13 protein-coding genes and 1 pseudogene are annotated in these 16,461 nt (G+C 56.3%); 10 read left to right on the top strand and 4 right to left on the bottom strand.

Annotation, left to right across the window (positions count from 1 at the left end; translation table 11 throughout):
* Positions 1–967 precede the first annotated feature (967 nt).
* Positions 968–1,669, top strand: a complete 702-nt coding sequence (locus tag ASE69_RS23375) for an N-acetylmuramoyl-L-alanine amidase (protein WP_082452913.1) — start codon at positions 968–970, stop codon at positions 1,667–1,669.
* Positions 1,670–2,537: 868 nt separating this feature from the next.
* Here the strand turns inward: ASE69_RS23375 and ASE69_RS23370 are convergent.
* Positions 2,538–2,963: a helix-turn-helix domain-containing protein gene (locus ASE69_RS23370; protein WP_414882955.1), complete on the bottom strand. Its 426-nt coding sequence runs from the start codon at positions 2,961–2,963 to the stop codon at positions 2,538–2,540.
* An 835-nt stretch (positions 2,964–3,798) separates the two neighbouring features.
* On the bottom strand, positions 3,799–4,137 hold the full coding sequence (locus ASE69_RS23365) for a PilZ domain-containing protein (RefSeq protein WP_082452912.1): 339 nt from the start codon (positions 4,135–4,137) through the stop codon (positions 3,799–3,801).
* Positions 4,138–5,133: 996 nt separating this feature from the next.
* Here ASE69_RS23365 and ASE69_RS22785 point away from each other — a divergent pair.
* A pseudogene (locus tag ASE69_RS22785) lies at positions 5,134–5,288 on the top strand (IS630 family transposase); the annotation flags it as partial.
* Between the two features lie 378 nt (positions 5,289–5,666).
* Here ASE69_RS22785 and ASE69_RS05625 read toward each other — a convergent pair.
* Positions 5,667–6,029 carry an HIRAN domain-containing protein gene (locus ASE69_RS05625; protein WP_056484192.1) on the bottom strand — a complete coding sequence of 121 codons (363 nt, stop codon included), beginning with the start codon at positions 6,027–6,029 and terminating at the stop codon, positions 5,667–5,669.
* Between the two features lie 313 nt (positions 6,030–6,342).
* Here ASE69_RS05625 and ASE69_RS05620 point away from each other — a divergent pair, with 313 nt between their 5' ends.
* The gene (locus ASE69_RS05620) at positions 6,343–6,639 is read left to right on the top strand and encodes a hypothetical protein (protein WP_056484189.1); all 297 of its coding nucleotides are present in this window, start codon (positions 6,343–6,345) and stop codon (positions 6,637–6,639) included.
* Positions 6,640–8,332: 1,693 nt separating this feature from the next.
* Here the strand turns inward: ASE69_RS05620 and ASE69_RS21135 are convergent.
* On the bottom strand, positions 8,333–8,710 hold the full coding sequence (locus tag ASE69_RS21135) for a response regulator (RefSeq protein WP_082452911.1): 378 nt from the start codon (positions 8,708–8,710) through the stop codon (positions 8,333–8,335).
* A 48-nt stretch (positions 8,711–8,758) separates the two neighbouring features.
* On the opposite strand from ASE69_RS21135, the gene ASE69_RS05615 reads away from it, so the two are divergent.
* The 7 genes from ASE69_RS05615 to ASE69_RS05585 all read left to right on the top strand — a co-directional run.
* Positions 8,759–9,097, top strand: a complete 339-nt coding sequence (locus ASE69_RS05615; RefSeq protein ID WP_056484186.1) for a response regulator — start codon at positions 8,759–8,761, stop codon at positions 9,095–9,097.
* A 262-nt stretch (positions 9,098–9,359) separates the two neighbouring features.
* Complete coding sequence (locus ASE69_RS05610) at positions 9,360–12,038, top strand: PAS domain S-box protein (protein WP_156362178.1); 2,679 nt, start codon at positions 9,360–9,362, stop codon at positions 12,036–12,038.
* Positions 12,039–12,325: 287 nt separating this feature from the next.
* The gene (locus tag ASE69_RS05605) at positions 12,326–13,123 is read left to right on the top strand and encodes a TIGR02281 family clan AA aspartic protease (protein WP_235518169.1); all 798 of its coding nucleotides are present in this window, start codon (positions 12,326–12,328) and stop codon (positions 13,121–13,123) included.
* Between the two features lie 284 nt (positions 13,124–13,407).
* Positions 13,408–13,770, top strand: coding sequence for a response regulator (locus ASE69_RS05600; RefSeq protein ID WP_056484179.1), 363 nt, complete (start codon positions 13,408–13,410; stop codon positions 13,768–13,770).
* 964 nt (positions 13,771–14,734) lie between these two features.
* Positions 14,735–15,193, top strand: a 459-nt coding sequence (gene tnpA, locus ASE69_RS05595; protein WP_235518167.1) for an IS66-like element accessory protein TnpA, incomplete at its 5' end; no start/stop codon positions are given.
* 90 nt (positions 15,194–15,283) lie between these two features.
* Entirely contained in the window at positions 15,284–15,631 is a 348-nt protein-coding gene (gene tnpB, locus ASE69_RS05590) for an IS66 family insertion sequence element accessory protein TnpB (RefSeq protein ID WP_056484176.1), read from the top strand.
* 162 nt (positions 15,632–15,793) lie between these two features.
* The coding region (locus ASE69_RS05585) for an IS66 family transposase zinc-finger binding domain-containing protein (RefSeq protein ID WP_082452933.1) at positions 15,794–16,461 on the top strand (668 nt) is incomplete at its 3' end.

Here is a 16,461-nt window from a genome sequence, read left to right as displayed (position 1 = left end):
ACCACTTCGTTTCAGCTCTCGATCAATTAACCTTATTAATTAACCAATAGTATGGTCGAGTGATATTAGCACCAGCGCATTTTGGGATCCGCTAGCATTTCGTAGTAGATCGAGATTGGGGCGACCAAGGTATGGCCCCGGGCGCTGCGGCGACACCTGGGCCGCAGGGGGGAGTGCTTCCAGTAACGACCAATCACCACGCACGAGGCGATGTTCCTAACCGGTCCGCTACTGCAGACTCGATTGCGTTCGCATCGCCCTGTGTCATTGCGCCGGTATGCACTAAGCGCCGTATTAATTCGTCGACGATCGCGGCTAGGAAGTGAACTTCCCCACGTTCTTCGGCTGTGTCGCCTTCGCCGTTACTTACCTCTGGGATCATTGTTAAGTTACCTCGCAATAAGTAGCGGTTGTCGTTCGAGACGCGTAGCCCTTTGTCGCAGGTCAACGACTTTGGCTCAAGCCCAGGACCTTTTTCCGTTCGTACACGGAATGTGACGTGCGCCCCAGTAAGTCCGCAATCTCACGAGTATTCATAGTTTCGGACCATAGTCGAAGGGTGTCATCGTCGACGTCAGTCCAGGGCAGCCCCTTCCTGGGGTAAGCTACTGACATCATTCTACTACCCCCCTATCTGTCGCGTGGCGGACAACCCATCCGGCGTCCGCAAACTCAACGTATAATGATTAAAACGAGGATAACCGGCTAACACAAGCTTATACCGCCTCGGTTATTTGAAACTGGATGTTTCTGTTCGGTCACAAATATGGCTAAGGCTTCCTTGGTCGCGGGGCACGTTGGAGCGGATTGAGAAGATAGTTGGGGAAGGCCTTGATCTGCTTCAACAATGCCAACGAAGCCGCCGACGTGCCAAAGACCGGTATCCGTACCGACGCGACGTCCGACTTAATGCCAAGTAGCCGGCGTTGGTATAGCCTGCGGCATGACACTGACGTATCTAATGTGAATGCTGTTTCTTGCCGCGATCGCTATATCAGTTGGTCAGTGCGTGCCTGCGCGAAAGCCACCGGGCTATACGGTGATTGTGGACGCGGGCCACGGAGGCAGAGACGTGGGCGCGCCTGCAGTCATGCCGCGAAGGTATGAGAAGGATGTGACCCTTGGCATCGCAACCGCCTTGGCGAAACAGCTAAGCCTGCAGAGGGGGTTAGCAGTAATCATGACAAGGGCAACAGATCGCAACCTCTCCCTTGTTCAACGTCGGCGAGTTATCTCGTCGTGCTCACCCGACCTTGTTATCTCCATTCATGCTGACAGCGGTCCCAGTTCCGCGCGTGGTCCTTCGATTTATGTCTTAAACGATGCTGGCGAGGCTATCGTGGTTAGCCGCTTGACCCGGTCAGGCCGGTCAGTTGATCACGACGATGACACTGCTTACATATTGGCAAACCTAAGTCAGCGCGGATCAATAAACTTTGCATATGAATTGGCGTCGAAAATCCGCATTGCGCTTGGCCAAGAGGAGGGGAACCTGAGGGCGATCAGGACGGCAAATTTCGCTTTGCTGAAGGCGCCGGGTGTCCCGTCCATCCTTGTGGAAACCGGATATGTCACCAACCGGTCTGATGCAAACAAGCTCTTTGATCCCAACCAGCAGACTTTGATTGCGAACAAAATCTCTTCCGCCATTGCATCGGTGCGCCGCTGAATTCGCAAATCTTCCCGAAAGGTCGGTTTGGTGACGAAAGTGTCATCGGCATCGCTGATTTTATGGATCTTTCTTGGGAATGCGCGGTCGGCGTCCACGGCAAAGGCGAGTTGCCGACGGTGCATCGTCGCCAGTTTTGTAATATGATCAAATAATCTTGATCGGTTCGATCGGCAGGTCCGGGTTTTTCCCGGATAGTAATTGATCGGAAGCGCGAGCACGTAGCCTTATGCTCATACCGGAACGCGCGCGAAAGGAAGGCCGACTTCGGACAATAAGGTTCTTAGCGGAAGAAGCGATGCGTCTGGCTGACGAGGGTGGCCATACTGATATTGCGTTAAGGTTTGTCGAAGCCTTGAGCATGGTCGACGACGAATTGCGCGCAATCGAAGGCCGGCACGCGGCCGATGCATGCGGGTGCCTACGCACCTCATAAAGATTTCTCGCTCAAGCCACTGTCGACATCATCGGGCGAGTTCCGCATGTCAAAGGTGCCGAGTTCGCGGTTTTGCGCCTAAGGGCGCCACGAAGCGCCTCACGATGATAAACACGATTGGCAGATGGCGAGAGATGCCGCCGAGGTATGTAGGTAGACTTCAGGAACAGAGCCCCGACTCTTGCTGATCCAACTACCTGAGGAAAAGAGGATAGCGATGGGGTCCCGATGAGTGCCGATGGGAAGCCCCAGGCCTATAAAGTGCTGGCCAGTATCAACGGTTTAACCGAAATCTGCCGGGGGTCTGGCTTTCGGTGCCGGTCCACAGCCGACGACGGCCGCGGGGGGGGGGGGGGGGGGGGGGGCTTGCCCTGAACCACAAAAGCCCTCGTTTGCGTCGGAAGTATCCCCCGCCGCGATCTCATTTCCAGTTCAGTTTCGAACAGCAAGTTCCACGAGTTTAAGCTTACCACCCTCGAATAAAAGTCTCGACCGTACGTTGGGCGGCTGGTCTACAATAACGCGACAGATTGGTCCGCCATCTTCGAGTACGACCGACGCTCTCATAACGGACGGCTTAATACAGTACTCCTCAAATAAGCGGTAAATAGTGCTCCGGCCAATCTCCAGCCTCGTAGCGGTCGCTGCAACATTGTAATCGCAATCTTGGAGGGCCGATACGAGCGCTGCGCGTTTCGCATGGGCAAAAGTGCCTACCCGTTCCCATGAACGTAGAGAACTTTGGGGGCCTTTGGCCGTCAGGGTATGATCGCTGGAGGCCTTAACATTTGTTACGCAAGTGCTAGCTTGATCAAGATGGATGGGCCAGACTACATCGTGAGGGGGTAATGCGATCATCTCTTGTTCGATTGTCATTAATTGATCGTAGTTCGGCATCTTGGGTAGATCGCCCATACTGTTACACTCCAAGCTTTAGGAATGGGAGGTACGGGAATTGCGATGAACGTCAGGCTTACATAGAGCGATTAGTTGATCTGAAAGGCGTCGCCGTACGATAGGCACAATAGCTTAACACCAACAAGCTCGGTTAATATAGGTTAAGCTCGAAGAAAATTGTAGGAAAGGTACAGTGCTGGATTTTGGTCATTCCGTACTATTCCATGTGGTAGCGGTGTACTACAAACCCTTAATTGCGATGTCGTTCTGGCAGGGAGACGTTGTTCGCGGCAAAGGGCTTCTCCGTCGCGTGCACCATCAACTGAGTCTTAGCTTTCGCCTGCAAGGGCGACCCTGCTTGCCGGACACCCAGCCGTAAAACCACGCGCGTCTCAAGTTTGGTGCGAGCCGTTCATTGTACGGGCAGTCCTCTCGGCTACCTTCAGCCTTACGGCTGCTGGTCAGTCCTGCTTCGAAGCTTCGCTCCGTCATGCACCCTATGCCCTGCATGGCAATGCTTCATAGCTCGTGCCGCAACGCCGGCGCAAACCTGTATCAGGATTGTAAAAATTGCTGACCATCACTGTAAGAAGAACGCGGGGTCGGCAGCGCCCCCTCTACGTCGAAGCCCGCGGCCGCGGGCGCTTCCGGTTCGGCGGCAAGGAACCAATGCTGATAATCGGTACCATTCCCGAGATGGCGCTCTATGTCGCTTGGACCGCTGCGACCAGCAGCTCGGTCACGCAAGCTGAAACATCGCGATTGACGTTGGCTACGGACAAGTCAAAATCTATGTTTAGGCTTTGACTGCCGCGAGCGCCAAAATGTGATCAATTACCTTTTGCGGAATGGGATTGGCCACATCAAGGCCGAACTCATCTGAATAAGACCATGCAACCCAGCCCGAATATCGTGTAAGTTGGGGTATATCCAGCGACAGGAAGCGTCCGAGAGTTACTCCATATTCGGACCTGATCCTGAATCCCAACGACGATATGTTCGTGAGGGTAGCGGCATGTAAATCGCCTGCCGGTGTAATGAGAGACACAGATAGGTGGATTCTTGATCGTACAGCTGATCGTCGATCGCTGGGATACGAAGGCGGGCAGTAGGCTGGATGATCAGCATGGCTCATTCGACGCTCATCCTACTTTCGGATGAAGGCTTTGTTAATCGCACCGCACTTGTGCCATTCGCTGTTAAAAAGCCGTCGTCGTTAGCAACGCTCGCCCCCGATATGATTGAAAATTTATCGGTTCGTCGCGCCCGAGATTCGGCCTGTCGACGCCTCGAAAATGCTTAACTTCTCGTTAACCATTTTCCGATGGTTGTTGAATTAGTCGTTCCCTGCGACGTAATGGAGACGAACGTGCCGACTGAGACAAATCTTGAAACGGAATGTGATCGGGTACGGCGTATCGTCGCAGGATTGAATGACGAGCTTTCCCGCCAACTACTCGGCGCATACGCAGCCGATCTGAGGGAAGCCCAGCAGAGGCAGAGGCTCGTCGACCGGGAATTGGATCTTCTCCGTTCCGTCAGTCGCTCGCCAGCTCGCAGAAGGCATTAACCCGTCGTTTACCCTTTCCCGTCAGATAGGGGCGGGGGACACAGTATGCGTTATAGAATTTACGAGCTCGGCAGTTGTGGTGAAATCGTAGGCGGGGCAGACCTATCGGCAGATAACGATTTGCAATCGATTGCTGAAGGTGCTGATCACAGAAATCCGTTCGGTCTTGAGATCTGGCAGGGGAACCGCAAGGTCGCTGTCGTAAGTCCACCAAGATCAAATTCAGCGAGATCGCAGGCAGTATCGGCGCCCCGTAGATCAGTTCTCCGCCCGATTTCGCGCGGTTTTGCGTAAAGGTCAGGCCTCATAGGACGTTTTGAGACATGCTCCCGAGGCGATGCGCAAAGGCACTGAGCTGCCCCCTCCTAGGCACCGTCGCTGTCACACGGACATGAGAAGCGCTTTCATCGACGCAAACCGCCCGTTGATCTCCCTTCGCTATGCAATGGAAAGCTGACTTCCGGCGGTTGAGTAAATCTCGCGCGACTCCGTGTATTGTTCCATGAGAGCGAGATCGGTTGATGGCGGAGGTGATCACCACCGAAAGAATCGCGGACCTGATCTTTCATCGCCGGTCTGAGCCGTACGGGCATGATCGCACCCCAGGTTCTCGATGGGCCGATGAACGGTGATGCCTTCATTGCCTACGTGACCGCGTGCTGGTGTCCGAACTCTCACTTGGCAACGTCGTCATCATGGACAACCTGTCCAGCCATAATCCGCACTTATCCATCCTGTCGGCTGCGATTGTGCTTGCCGTTAGCAGTTTTGGTATTGCCGCGTGGCCTCTAGCTCAAGCGCAATCGTTTCCTGTACGCCCGGCCGGTCTTGCCGCACAGAAATCCGTAGATCCAAACGTTTCGAAGGTTCGGCGCAAGCCGTTCTTCGTACGGACAGTCCAGTGCACTGCCGTCGATTGTCCGGCCTGCAACCCGACCAGCTTCAAAAGTTTGCTCCATCATTCGTTCAATGCCTCGCATGACGGAGGCGGTAAAACCCAAATCCTTTCCACGGAGTGAACTAAGGCCCGACCTCGGGACTTCCTTCATCAAGATAGAATGCGTAAAGATCGTGCACCGGCCGCTGCGCTGGCTTCATCTTGGGGGGGCGTAATTCGGAACATCAGGGACCGGGTCGGGCAGGGTGGGAAGCCCGCCTCCGAACCGGATCCGGATGTAAGCCCTGCTCCTGTGCATGGTTTGGAAGATCGCGCTAACCTCGTCTTTATCCATCCGCTTGCCAATCAGGCGCGCATGCTCGGCGCTGACGTAGCCCATCTGTACACCGCGTCTGGACCATACGGTAATGGCGTTCTGGTCGTATGGGGTCTTCGGTTCAAGGCGAAGCTCGACCATCTCGCCAGGCCTGCAGAGCATGCACTCCATAACCCTGCTGCTCTTCGATTTATCCTCGTTCGGAAAGTCCAAGCCGACAATGGAGGTGGTGAGTTCGCTCATCGACCTTCCCTAGCCTTGCGGCCGAGTTTCGGACAGGTCAAGTTCTAAAACAGCCGTAATGAGCGAGTATTTTCGCCGGCGCGCAGTTTCAGATTGGGCTGAAGCGGGAACGACTGACCCGACGAATAAAAACCGTTGTATAAGCATCTATCTGGAAGCTTGATGAGCTCGCCGCCCATACCGAACGAGTGAAATTCTTAAGATAGGGAAGTTCGAGATTGTAGACCAAGACCCCTCGTGGCCTTGAATGCACTGCATAAATCGTTTGAGCAGATGGTTTGCCCGAATGGTCGACCGAGCATAGGCTTCGCCCATGACCGATTCGCTCAACGCTTCACCCCTCCTATCCAAATTGCGGCGCGTTTTAAGCGCTCAGGAGGCAGTCGCGCTTATGCCAGCGCCAATGCTCGACACGTCTGTCGGTACGATGTCAGATGACCCGATGCCTGCAGCGGCGATCGTAGGCATGCAGCGGGAAATTAGCGTATTACTGGCCGAGGCTACGGACACGGACTTGGTTAAGGCTCACCAAGAAACCGACGGTGAAGCCGGCGAACTAGATGCCAAGGCCCTTCTTGCTGAGATCGAACGGCGTAACCTTAATATATGATAGGCGATCGGAACGTGCGGTCGAAGGCCACGGAATTTGTCGCGTTGCGCGGCGAGGAACCGGTAAGCTATGTGCCAAACTCGTTTAATAGAATCTTAAACTCGAAATATCGTATTGAGCACCGGCATCGGGTAGCTGCAGCAGTCGACAATCTTGTGTACTTTACGCCTCCAAGAGCGATCGCGTTTACAAAAACGCTGGGCTTGCTGCCGGATTGTCGGAATTGGCAAGGTATGCGTTACAGAACTCGGTGTTTAACGGCACCAGATGGATTTTAAGATATCTATCTGTTGAAACGGCTGATGAGTTGATTGCCTTAAAGTTTGCTCGCGCAAGTAAATCTAAGGTTTACGTCACCATTGCTGGAATGGGCGTTAGAGCAGTTGTTGTCCGACCGGGTCAACGTCAAGGCACGGTGTCTGAGTAGGCGTCCGATCGCTGCAACTGCCTCACGATGCCCTTAAAGATGCCGAAACGCTTTGGCTGCCAATCTCGTTATCCTGCTGAGCCGCTTCCCAGAACATTACCAGTGGCCATCGATCGGGGCAGTGTCCCCATAGGCATCGTAGCGCGAGACGGACTGGAACTGTTTCCACTCGCCCCGCGCTGGTCTGGTCAAGCGTCTGGCGCAAGATCTGGACCGCTAAATCAATTGTGATTCGCCTCTGCCGATGCATTACGCTATGGAACGCAACGGGAACGAACGCGCAAGGTTGGATATGTTGTCACGGTGTCGGATCTGAACGAGCAACAAAAAGATGCGGTAATCGGGCATGTCGGCGCGCATATGTGGAAGAGCTCATGGAGCGGGCTACGGTAGCGTGCCCGGCGGGCCCCAGATTATGCAGCTTGCGCCTATGGCTCCGCAATTTGCGCGGATCTGTTCCATGGCAGGAGCTCGTTCCATTGCACCGCTTTCTAATCAGCTGCAGCCTTCCAGTGACATCGGCGATGTAGGTTTCGGTTCCTCGCGTGTCGACCAAGGACACCCGACCGACATCTCGATATGACTACTTATAAAGCGGGTGCTGTGGCTGCCGTTGGTTCGTTCAATAGAGCCGCCTGGCATCACGGCTCCGTTTAAGGTGCTGCTATCGACCCATCGAACGATCGCCCTGCAAGGCGGCATTTTATGAGATGGCGGTTGCTGCCCGGTAAGCACTGGGACTACCGTGATCCGTCGCGGCGAGCATTCCAGTTCCGTGCTCGTCACACGCGCTCGTCGCGGCACTGTTCCGATTTGGGAATCGTTAAAGATTGCTTACCTTACTGATAAGTGTCAATTACATGACATCGCAGCGGGTTGAGCTTTCCCCAAGACGCCTCCCCGCTGCGGTGTCCGTCCTCAATTGTTTCCGAAACTGCTCGATGGCCTGCCAATGTTAAGGGCTGTGACGGGGTGTTCGGCCTGATCGAGCAATCCTGCGACGCGTACCCACGTTCACTAAGCTCAATGATGGCGGCTATGGCGGCAGGAAGCTTGAAGCCGCAAGCGCGCGCGTTGATCATCTGACAGTCGAGATCGTGACGGGTTTGGTCAATCTATCGCGTCGCTGCGTCGTTTAGCGCTCCCTGGCATTGTTCAGTCGATGTCGACGTCTTGCAAAGGACTGAAAACCTCCATCGCCTCGTCCGAGGCTTGGATTATCGGTCATCCATCAAGGGAATGGCGGGCCGTATTGCTAAGTTCGAATTACGAGTCGATCTCTAAGAGGCCATAAACTTCGTTTTCCAAATAGCTCATGGTAAATGGTTTTATTAGAAAACGTTGGGCAACATGTCGGCGAGTTTCGGCTTCGTCTGTGAAGCCGGACATGATTATCGTGCGAAGGGTTGGTCGAGACGCCAAAGCGCTCTCAATAAAATCAAACCCGTTTAATATACCCGGCATTTTGACATCAGTTATGATTAAATCGATCTCAGGACATTTTTTTACAAGCAATAATGCATCATCACCATTACAAGCTAGAACTGTTTTGAACCCACATTCATGCAGGTGCTCGCCAATTATAGAGCGGATCCGTTCTTCATCGTCAACGACCAGAATGGTATTTCCGTAACCGTTTCTCATCACAAACCTCTCAGATCTCTGATCTGAATCATATCCCTAAGAGGCAACATGGATACCCTAAAAGTGCTCATCGTTGACGACAACGTCGTTATTCTGTCAATGATTACTGATATGGTTGAGGATATGGGTTATATCCCGATACCGGTTAGCACGGCAGAGGCGGCAATAGATTGTCTTCGTGAAGGCGGTGTAGACGTACTGCTTAGCGACATTTCGTTAGGGGGAGGGCTTTCCGGCGTCGAATTGATCGCGGACGAGCAAATTGATATGCCGCAAACTGTCGTGCTGATGTCGGGAAGTCCAAAACCTGACGCGCTGCCAAGCGGTACGCGCTATCTAAGCAAACCTTTTACCACAAGAACGCTTGATTTAGCTATTCGCAGTTAGAGTCTGATCTTGCTGAACGTAGTCAAAGGGTGACGTTCGCGGCGATTGCGATAGCAAAGGTTGTGCATTACGGCACTGCGGGTTGCGCTGGTCCTTGGAGGACATGCATTTCATGCAGCGCCATATGCTCGTCGGTCAGCGGGTACAGATTGTGAATATGCGGTCTCGTCACGGAACAAGAGTAACCAGTTGACGCAGATAGAAAGCGTATGGCCTAACTGTAAGACGCTCACCCTCATGGGAGGGCGTTTGGGGGCGCGAAGTGACTATCGATTCAAGCGAACGTCGTTTGAACGCCATCGTGAATAACAGCACGATGGCGATCTTCCTCATGGATGAACGTCAGCACTGCGTCTTCATGAATCGAGCAGCAGAGGCATTGACTGGCTACCGTTTGGAAGAAGCCGTCGACCGCCCCCTGCACGATCTCGTTCATCACCAGCGCCCGGATGGTACACCATACCCGTTGGCTGAATGTCCAATCGATCGGGCATTCCCCGACTTTGAACAGATGTACGGCGAGGAGGTATTCGTCCACAAGGACGGATACTTCTATCCCGTCGCGTTCACCGCGTCCCCAATCACGGGTGATGACGGTCAACCTGTCGGCACGATCATTGAATTGCGCGATCTTTCGGCCGAAAAAGCGAAAGAGGCTGCGCTGCGGGAAAGCGAGAGCCGGTTCCGCAATATGGCCGATCACGCTCCGGTTATAATGTGGGTCACCGATGCGACTGGCTTTTGCACGTACCTTAACCGGCAGTGGTATGAATTTACCGGGCAGACGATTGCGGAAGCGCACGGATACGGCTGGCTAGAGGCTACTCATCCCGGTGATCGCAAACGTACGGAGGCTGCCTTCTTCGCGGCAAATGCCAAACATGAACCCTTCCGCTTCGAGTATCGTCTCAAGCACGCATCAGGCACCTACCGCTGGGCGATCGATGCTGCGAGTCCGCGGTTCGGTGACGATGGGGAGTTCTTAGGCTACGCCGGCTCCGTAATCGACATTGACGAACGGCGTGAAGCTGAGGAGCGGCTGGCGGTCAGCGAAGAGCAATTGCGACTTGCTTTAGAGGTTGCCGAAATTGGCCAATGGGACGTGGATCAGGCCACTGGCAACATGTTCTGGCCACCGCGGGTTAAGGCGATGTTCGGTATCTCTCCGGGCGTTCCGGTCACCTTAGACGATTTTCATAACGGCGTGCATCCGAAGGACCGGGAGAAAACACGCAGGGCTTACGAGTCCGCAAGTGACCCTGATCGCCGCGCTCTGTACGACGTCGAGTACCGGACCATCGGCAAGGAGGACGGCATTACCCGGTGGGTCGCAGCAAAGGGGCGTGGCCTGTTTGATGCGCAAGGTAATTGCCTTCGTGTGATCGGGACCGCCATCGACGTCACGGCGCGGAAGGCAGGCGAAATCCACCTTCATCAGCTTAACGAACGCCTCGAACACGAGGTCACCACACGAACTGCCGAGCGCAACCGGGTTTGGGAGATGAGCCGCGATCTGCTCGCTATCATGGGGTTCGACGGTTCTCGAAAGGCCATAAATCCGGCGTGGGAGGCCACACTTGGCCGCGATGCCGCGACGCTGTTGTCTCTATCGTTCCGTGAGCAAGTCCACCCTGATGATCATGATGCGGTCCAGAGCGTCATGGAGCGGTTGCTTCGCGGCGAGACCGTCGAGCGCTTCGAGGACAGGATCGCTCATGCCGATGGATCATGGCGTTGGATTTCTTGGACGCTCGTGCCTGAAGGCGATGTCTTCTACGCAGTCGGGCGCGATGTCACGTCAGAGAAGGCTGCCGCCCAAGAGCTTGAATATGCGCAGGAGGCACTCCGCCAGAGCCAGAAGATGGAGGCGATGGGTCAGCTTACTGGTGGCGTCGCACATGACTTTAACAATCTGCTCACGCCGATCCTGGCAGCGCTCGATATGCTACAGCGGCGAGGCGTCGGAGGCGACCGCGAACAACGGCTGATCGAAGGTGCTATCCAATCGGTCGACCGGGCTGCAACACTCGTTCAGCGTCTTTTAGCGTTCGCGCGACGGCAACCACTGCAATCATCTGCCGTCGACATCGGCAAACTCGTCGCGGGAATGGCGGACCTTCTTATCAGCACGACCGGCCCTCAGGTTCGAGTGGTTGTCGACCTGGCGGACGATCTGCCCCCCGCCAAAGCAGATCCAAACCAGCTGGAGATGGCGCTGCTGAACCTAGGCGTGAATGCGCGCGACGCTATGCCCCAGGGAGGCACGCTCCGGATAACCGCAAATCGCGCTAGCATCCGCACCCCACGTGGGGCGCTCAAACGGGGGCATTATGTCCGGTTAGGGGTCGCCGACACTGGCGCCGGAATGGATCCGGTCACGTTGGCTCGCGCGATCGAGCCATTCTTTTCCACTAAGGGTATCGGCAAGGGCACCGGCCTTGGCCTTTCAATGGCACACGGACTGGCAGCTCAATTAGGCGGTGCGCTCACTATTCAGAGCCAGGAGGGTGTCGGAACCAATGTCGAACTTTGGTTGCCGGTCAGCGCCGTTTCTCCTGACGGCGGCGAGACACCCGCAGACGTTGCACCCGTTAACACAGCGAGCGGCCTTGCACTCCTCGTCGATGACGAAGACGCTGTTCGGGCCAGCACAGCCGATATGCTCGAAGAATACGGATACGAGGTTCGCGAAGCGAACTCCGCTGAAACGGCCTTGGCACTTGTTACCAACGGATTGCTTCCTGACCTGCTGGTCTCGGACCATCTCATGCCCGGCATGAGTGGGGTGGAGCTGGCATCAGAGCTCCGAAAAACGTTGCCCAATCTGCCGGTGTTGATCATTTCTGGCTATGCCGATCTCGAGGGTCTTGCTCCGGATCTGCCTCGATTGGTAAAACCCTTCCGAAGCGCCGAGCTAGCCGCAATACTCGCGGCGCTATGAGATTTTGAAAAGAACAATATTGAACTGCGCAGCTTTTGCCGCTTCTGTCTATCGTAGGGTGCAAAGTAGCCTGTTCGCAGGCCTTGTACTGGTAAGAGTTTTGTAAAGCGGTAGTTGGTAGCGCCCGGTTCGGATCAACCCACACCAACGCTCATTCTCGAGATTGGGGTCGGCGGTTCGATAGTCCAGCGTCCGTGATCAGATCCGCCCTTCACGTCTCGGCGATACCGTCGTCGTCTGAAATTTACCAGACCTCAACCTCTGCGCCCTACCCGAAGGGTATGATCATGCTGCGCATCTTTGTTATCGCTGCCGCGGCCATCGTGACGGTGCCTGCCGTCGCGCAGGTGCGCGTCACCGTCAACGGTAAGGCCATCGACGTGCCCGCCGGCACAATGCGCGTTATCACCTACTCGCCGGGCGGTGGGCAACAGATATCCGATCAGCCATGGGCTGGCCAGATCGGTGTCGAAGTTGCCTCCGGTGTCGTCGTTACCACCGAGACCGTCGAAGAGGACGGCCACGGACGGGTTCTTTCGCGCAAGGTCGTCACGCATGCCGAACCGCCGCGCGTCGCCTATACGGCGCGGGCTCCAACCTACCAGCAGGCTATCTATCGCCAGCCTACTTATGTGCCACCACGCCTCAAACCGGACCCGTCTGAACTCTCGGACGAGCAGCCATCCTCGATGCCCAAGATAATGCGCATCAAGCGCGATGGCTGGAGCGGACACTTCATTGCGAACATCCACATCAACGGCGTCGCGATCAAGGCAATCATAGATACCGGGGCGACCTACACGCTACTAACGCCTGAAGCGGCACAGGCGGTCGGCGCCTACCAGTCAATCATTCGAAACGAGTCGGCCATCGGCATCGGCGGTATGACCACGGTGGCAGTCGCCAAGCTCCGCACGATGGAAGTTGCCGGACAGCAGTTCGGCAGCATGATAGCTCGCATCGGGCAGCGTGGCATTGCCTACACGCTTCTTGGCCAGACCGAGATCGCTCGGCTTGGCCGCGTCGTCATCGAAGACGGTGTCATGACTATCACCCCCCGGGGTGTCCAGTACGCCTTGCGCTGATACCATGTCAGGCGGACTCATCGTTGCAATCGGTTACCCGCCGACAGAATGAAACTCGTCCAAGCATTGGGGGGAGGCAACCACACTCGGTTCATGGATCATGCACGGCTATCGAGTTACTCACGGCGGCAATACGATGATTTTAATCATCACACTAGTCGTCATCCAAGACTATACTCATCAATAATAGTAAAATAGAAAATACTTCGTGCATTTATATCATTGCAAAATGAGTCTTTATAATCATCCGGATGTTGTCGTGACTTAAAGGAATAGGTGAAATCATGGGCAAACGGGTACTAATCGTTGAAGATAACGAGCTGAACCTAAAGCTTTTCTGTGACTTATTGAAAGCGCATGAGTTCGTTGTCGAGCCCGTACGCGATGGTCGCGAAGCTCTGGCGCGGGCTAGTGAATTTAATCCTGATTTGATCATAATGGACATACAGATGCCGTACGTCACAGGCTACGAGTTGATCCTTGAGATGATGACCGACAAGGATCTGCGAACGATCCCGATAATGGCCGTGACCGCTTATGCCGGACCTGACGATGAGGAACGTATCCGGGCAGCTGGTGCGCAATCCTATATCTCGAAACCGATAACCCTGACGGGGTTCTTAGACGCAGTGAACGCTTTGGTGTGATTCAGGAAAATATATACCGGCTAAATTCGGGCCGTCGCTTAGCGGCAATGGCAATAGCCTTCGCCATGTCGGACTTTGGCCCTGGCGGCGCAGTGCTACGTCCCGCTGTCTTGGGTGAGATTTTCTGCCGCGCTGCTCGGCGCGTGTCAGGCGGCTTCCCGCAGCCCTTGGTTTCCGTGGCGTATGTACAAGTCACCGGTGCGTTCAAGAATATGGGTCGTCGGCAACGCTGCAACCGCTCATGCATGGCCTACCTCAGCGAAGGTCGGGTCGAATACCTTGCCTTTAACGGCCCCAGCACGCGGCGTCGGTGCACCGCTTGAATGGCCAGGACGACAATAAAAGGCAGCGCTATGCTGTTGTAAAAACTAGAGACTTCGGTATTTTGCTTATATGGCTGGCTCCCTTCATCCAGTAGCGCTTGCGCACGCTCAGGGATTACAGGCGGGGAGGATGCATTTTGTACCGCCCCCAACGTGTCCATGGCCTGTGCAGGATCGCGAAGCGGTGTCTGCGTGGTTCGCCGGGTTTAGCGTTGGGGTTTTGGTTTATTCTCAACGAGAAGAGCGAACGCGCTCCAACTGCCTCTCGTTTTGAACTTGAGGCGGCGTGGTTCGGTAAGGCACGGGTAGGAAGCAGGCAGACTACGTCCGACAGCCTACTCAAGCTTCAGTGCCGCAGCCTGATGCCCACCGGAGAACGGAAGGGCAGCAGTGCTAGTGCCGGGCACCCAAAGTAGCATGCTATTACGACACCATCAGTGGAGCGGTCACGACACCTGTGGTGCATCGTAAGCGCGGTCTGAGGGCCGCCTTGTAGGCGGAGCGTTCAACGGGTTGATGGCAGCTCTTTGAACGGGGCCGTAATGTCGGACGAGACTATCGAACCAGCTGCAGATGTAGCGAGTAGTCATACGACCGGTCGTATGAGTGGTCGTATCGAGATTGTCGGGCGGGTGTCGGGNATGTCGGACGAGACTATCGAACCAGCTGCAGATGTAGCGAGTAGTCATACGACCGGTCGTATGAGTGGTCGTATCGAGATTGTCGGGCGGGTGTCGGGTCGACGCCGCTGGACGGTCGAGGAGAAGCTGGCGATCCTGCGCGATGCGTTTGGGCCGGATGGGTCGGTCCGGGCGGCGGTCGAGCGTCACGAGGTCGGCAGCGGCGCGATCTACACCTGGCGGCGCCAGGCGATGTCGGGTGCACTGAGCGGAGTGCCGGCCCGGCCTCAGACCGCATTTGCCGAAGTCCAAATCAGCGAGCCGCCCATGATGCTGCCGGCGCCGCCCGTCGAGGCGCCAGCGGACGCCCGGACCGCGGGGCAGATCGGCATCGAGCTGCCTTCGGGTGTGCGACTTACCGTCGACGGCACGGTCGACGCCGAGGCGCTGTCGCGCGTGATCGGCGTGCTGACGCGATGATCCCGCAGCCGACATCGACGCGGATATTCCTGGCGTGCGGCGTCACCGACATGCGCAAGGGCTTCGATNCGTGATCGGCGTGCTGACGCGATGATCCCGCAGCCGACATCGACGCGGATATTCCTGGCGTGCGGCGTCACCGACATGCGCAAGGGCTTCGATGGCCTTGCGGTATTGGTGCAGCAGGTGCTCCGGGAGAAACCACATTCCGGTGCGCTGTTCGCGTTCCGCGGCAGGCGCGGCGACCTGATCAAATTGCTGTGGTTCGACGGTCAGGGACTCTGCCTGTTTTCGAAGCGGATGGACCGGGGGCGTTTCGTCTGGCCGGTGACCGCGACAGGCACAGTGGCGCTGACATCGGCGCAGGTGTCGATGCTTCTGGAGGGCATCGACTGGCGCCGCCCAGAGCGGACATGGGCACCAACATTGGCCGGCTGAAAACATAGCTTTTTCTGACATCGGCGCAGGTGTCGATGCTTCTGGAGGGCATCGACTGGCGCCGCCCAGAGCGGACATGGGCACCAACATTGGCCGGCTGAAAACATAGCTTTTCCGCCATTTTTGCTCGTGTGAGAGTGCGCGAACTGTTATGGAAACGAGGTGTCGCAAGCCCCTCTTGCCCCATCTGATGCCGAGGCGCGGATTGCCGTGCTGGAGGCGTCGCTCGCCCGGGCCAATGCAGCACTTGCCGCCCGCGACCTGCTCATCGAGACACTGCGTGGGCAGATCGCCCGGATGCGGCGGATGCAGTTCGGCGCATCCTCCGAGAAGCTGACGCGCGAGATCGCCCAACTCGAACTCGCGCTCGAAGAACTGGAAACCGAGAGCGCAGTCCCGGAGATCGGCGCGGCCTTGCCAGACACGCCCGGGCGACTGGCACCAGTCCGTGCGTTGCCCGACCACCTGCCACGCGAGGAGGTCGTCCACGAACCCGCCTCCGGCGCCTGCACATGCCCGGACTGCGGCGGTGCGCTACGCCGCCTCGGGCAGGACGCCCATGAGATGCTCGACGTCCTGCCGGTGCACTGGCGCGTGGTGCGGAACGTCCGACCGAAATATAGCTGCCGGACCTGTGAGAAGATCGTCCAGGCGCCTGCCCCGGTGAAGGCGGTCGCCCGCGGGAAGGCGACATTTGCAACGTTGGCGCATGTTGTCGTCTCGAAGTTCGACCATCATCTGCCGCTTTACCGGCAGTCCGAGATGATGGCCGCCCAAGGCCTGGACATCGACCGCTCGACGCTGGCGGGCTGGGTCGGTCAGGCAGCCGC

Source organism: Sphingomonas sp. Leaf208 (assembly GCF_001421415.1).
Lineage (GTDB): Bacteria > Pseudomonadota > Alphaproteobacteria > Sphingomonadales > Sphingomonadaceae > Sphingomonas.
Note: the sequence above shows the minus strand (reverse complement) of the source record. Positions and strands in the feature narration are given on the sequence as shown.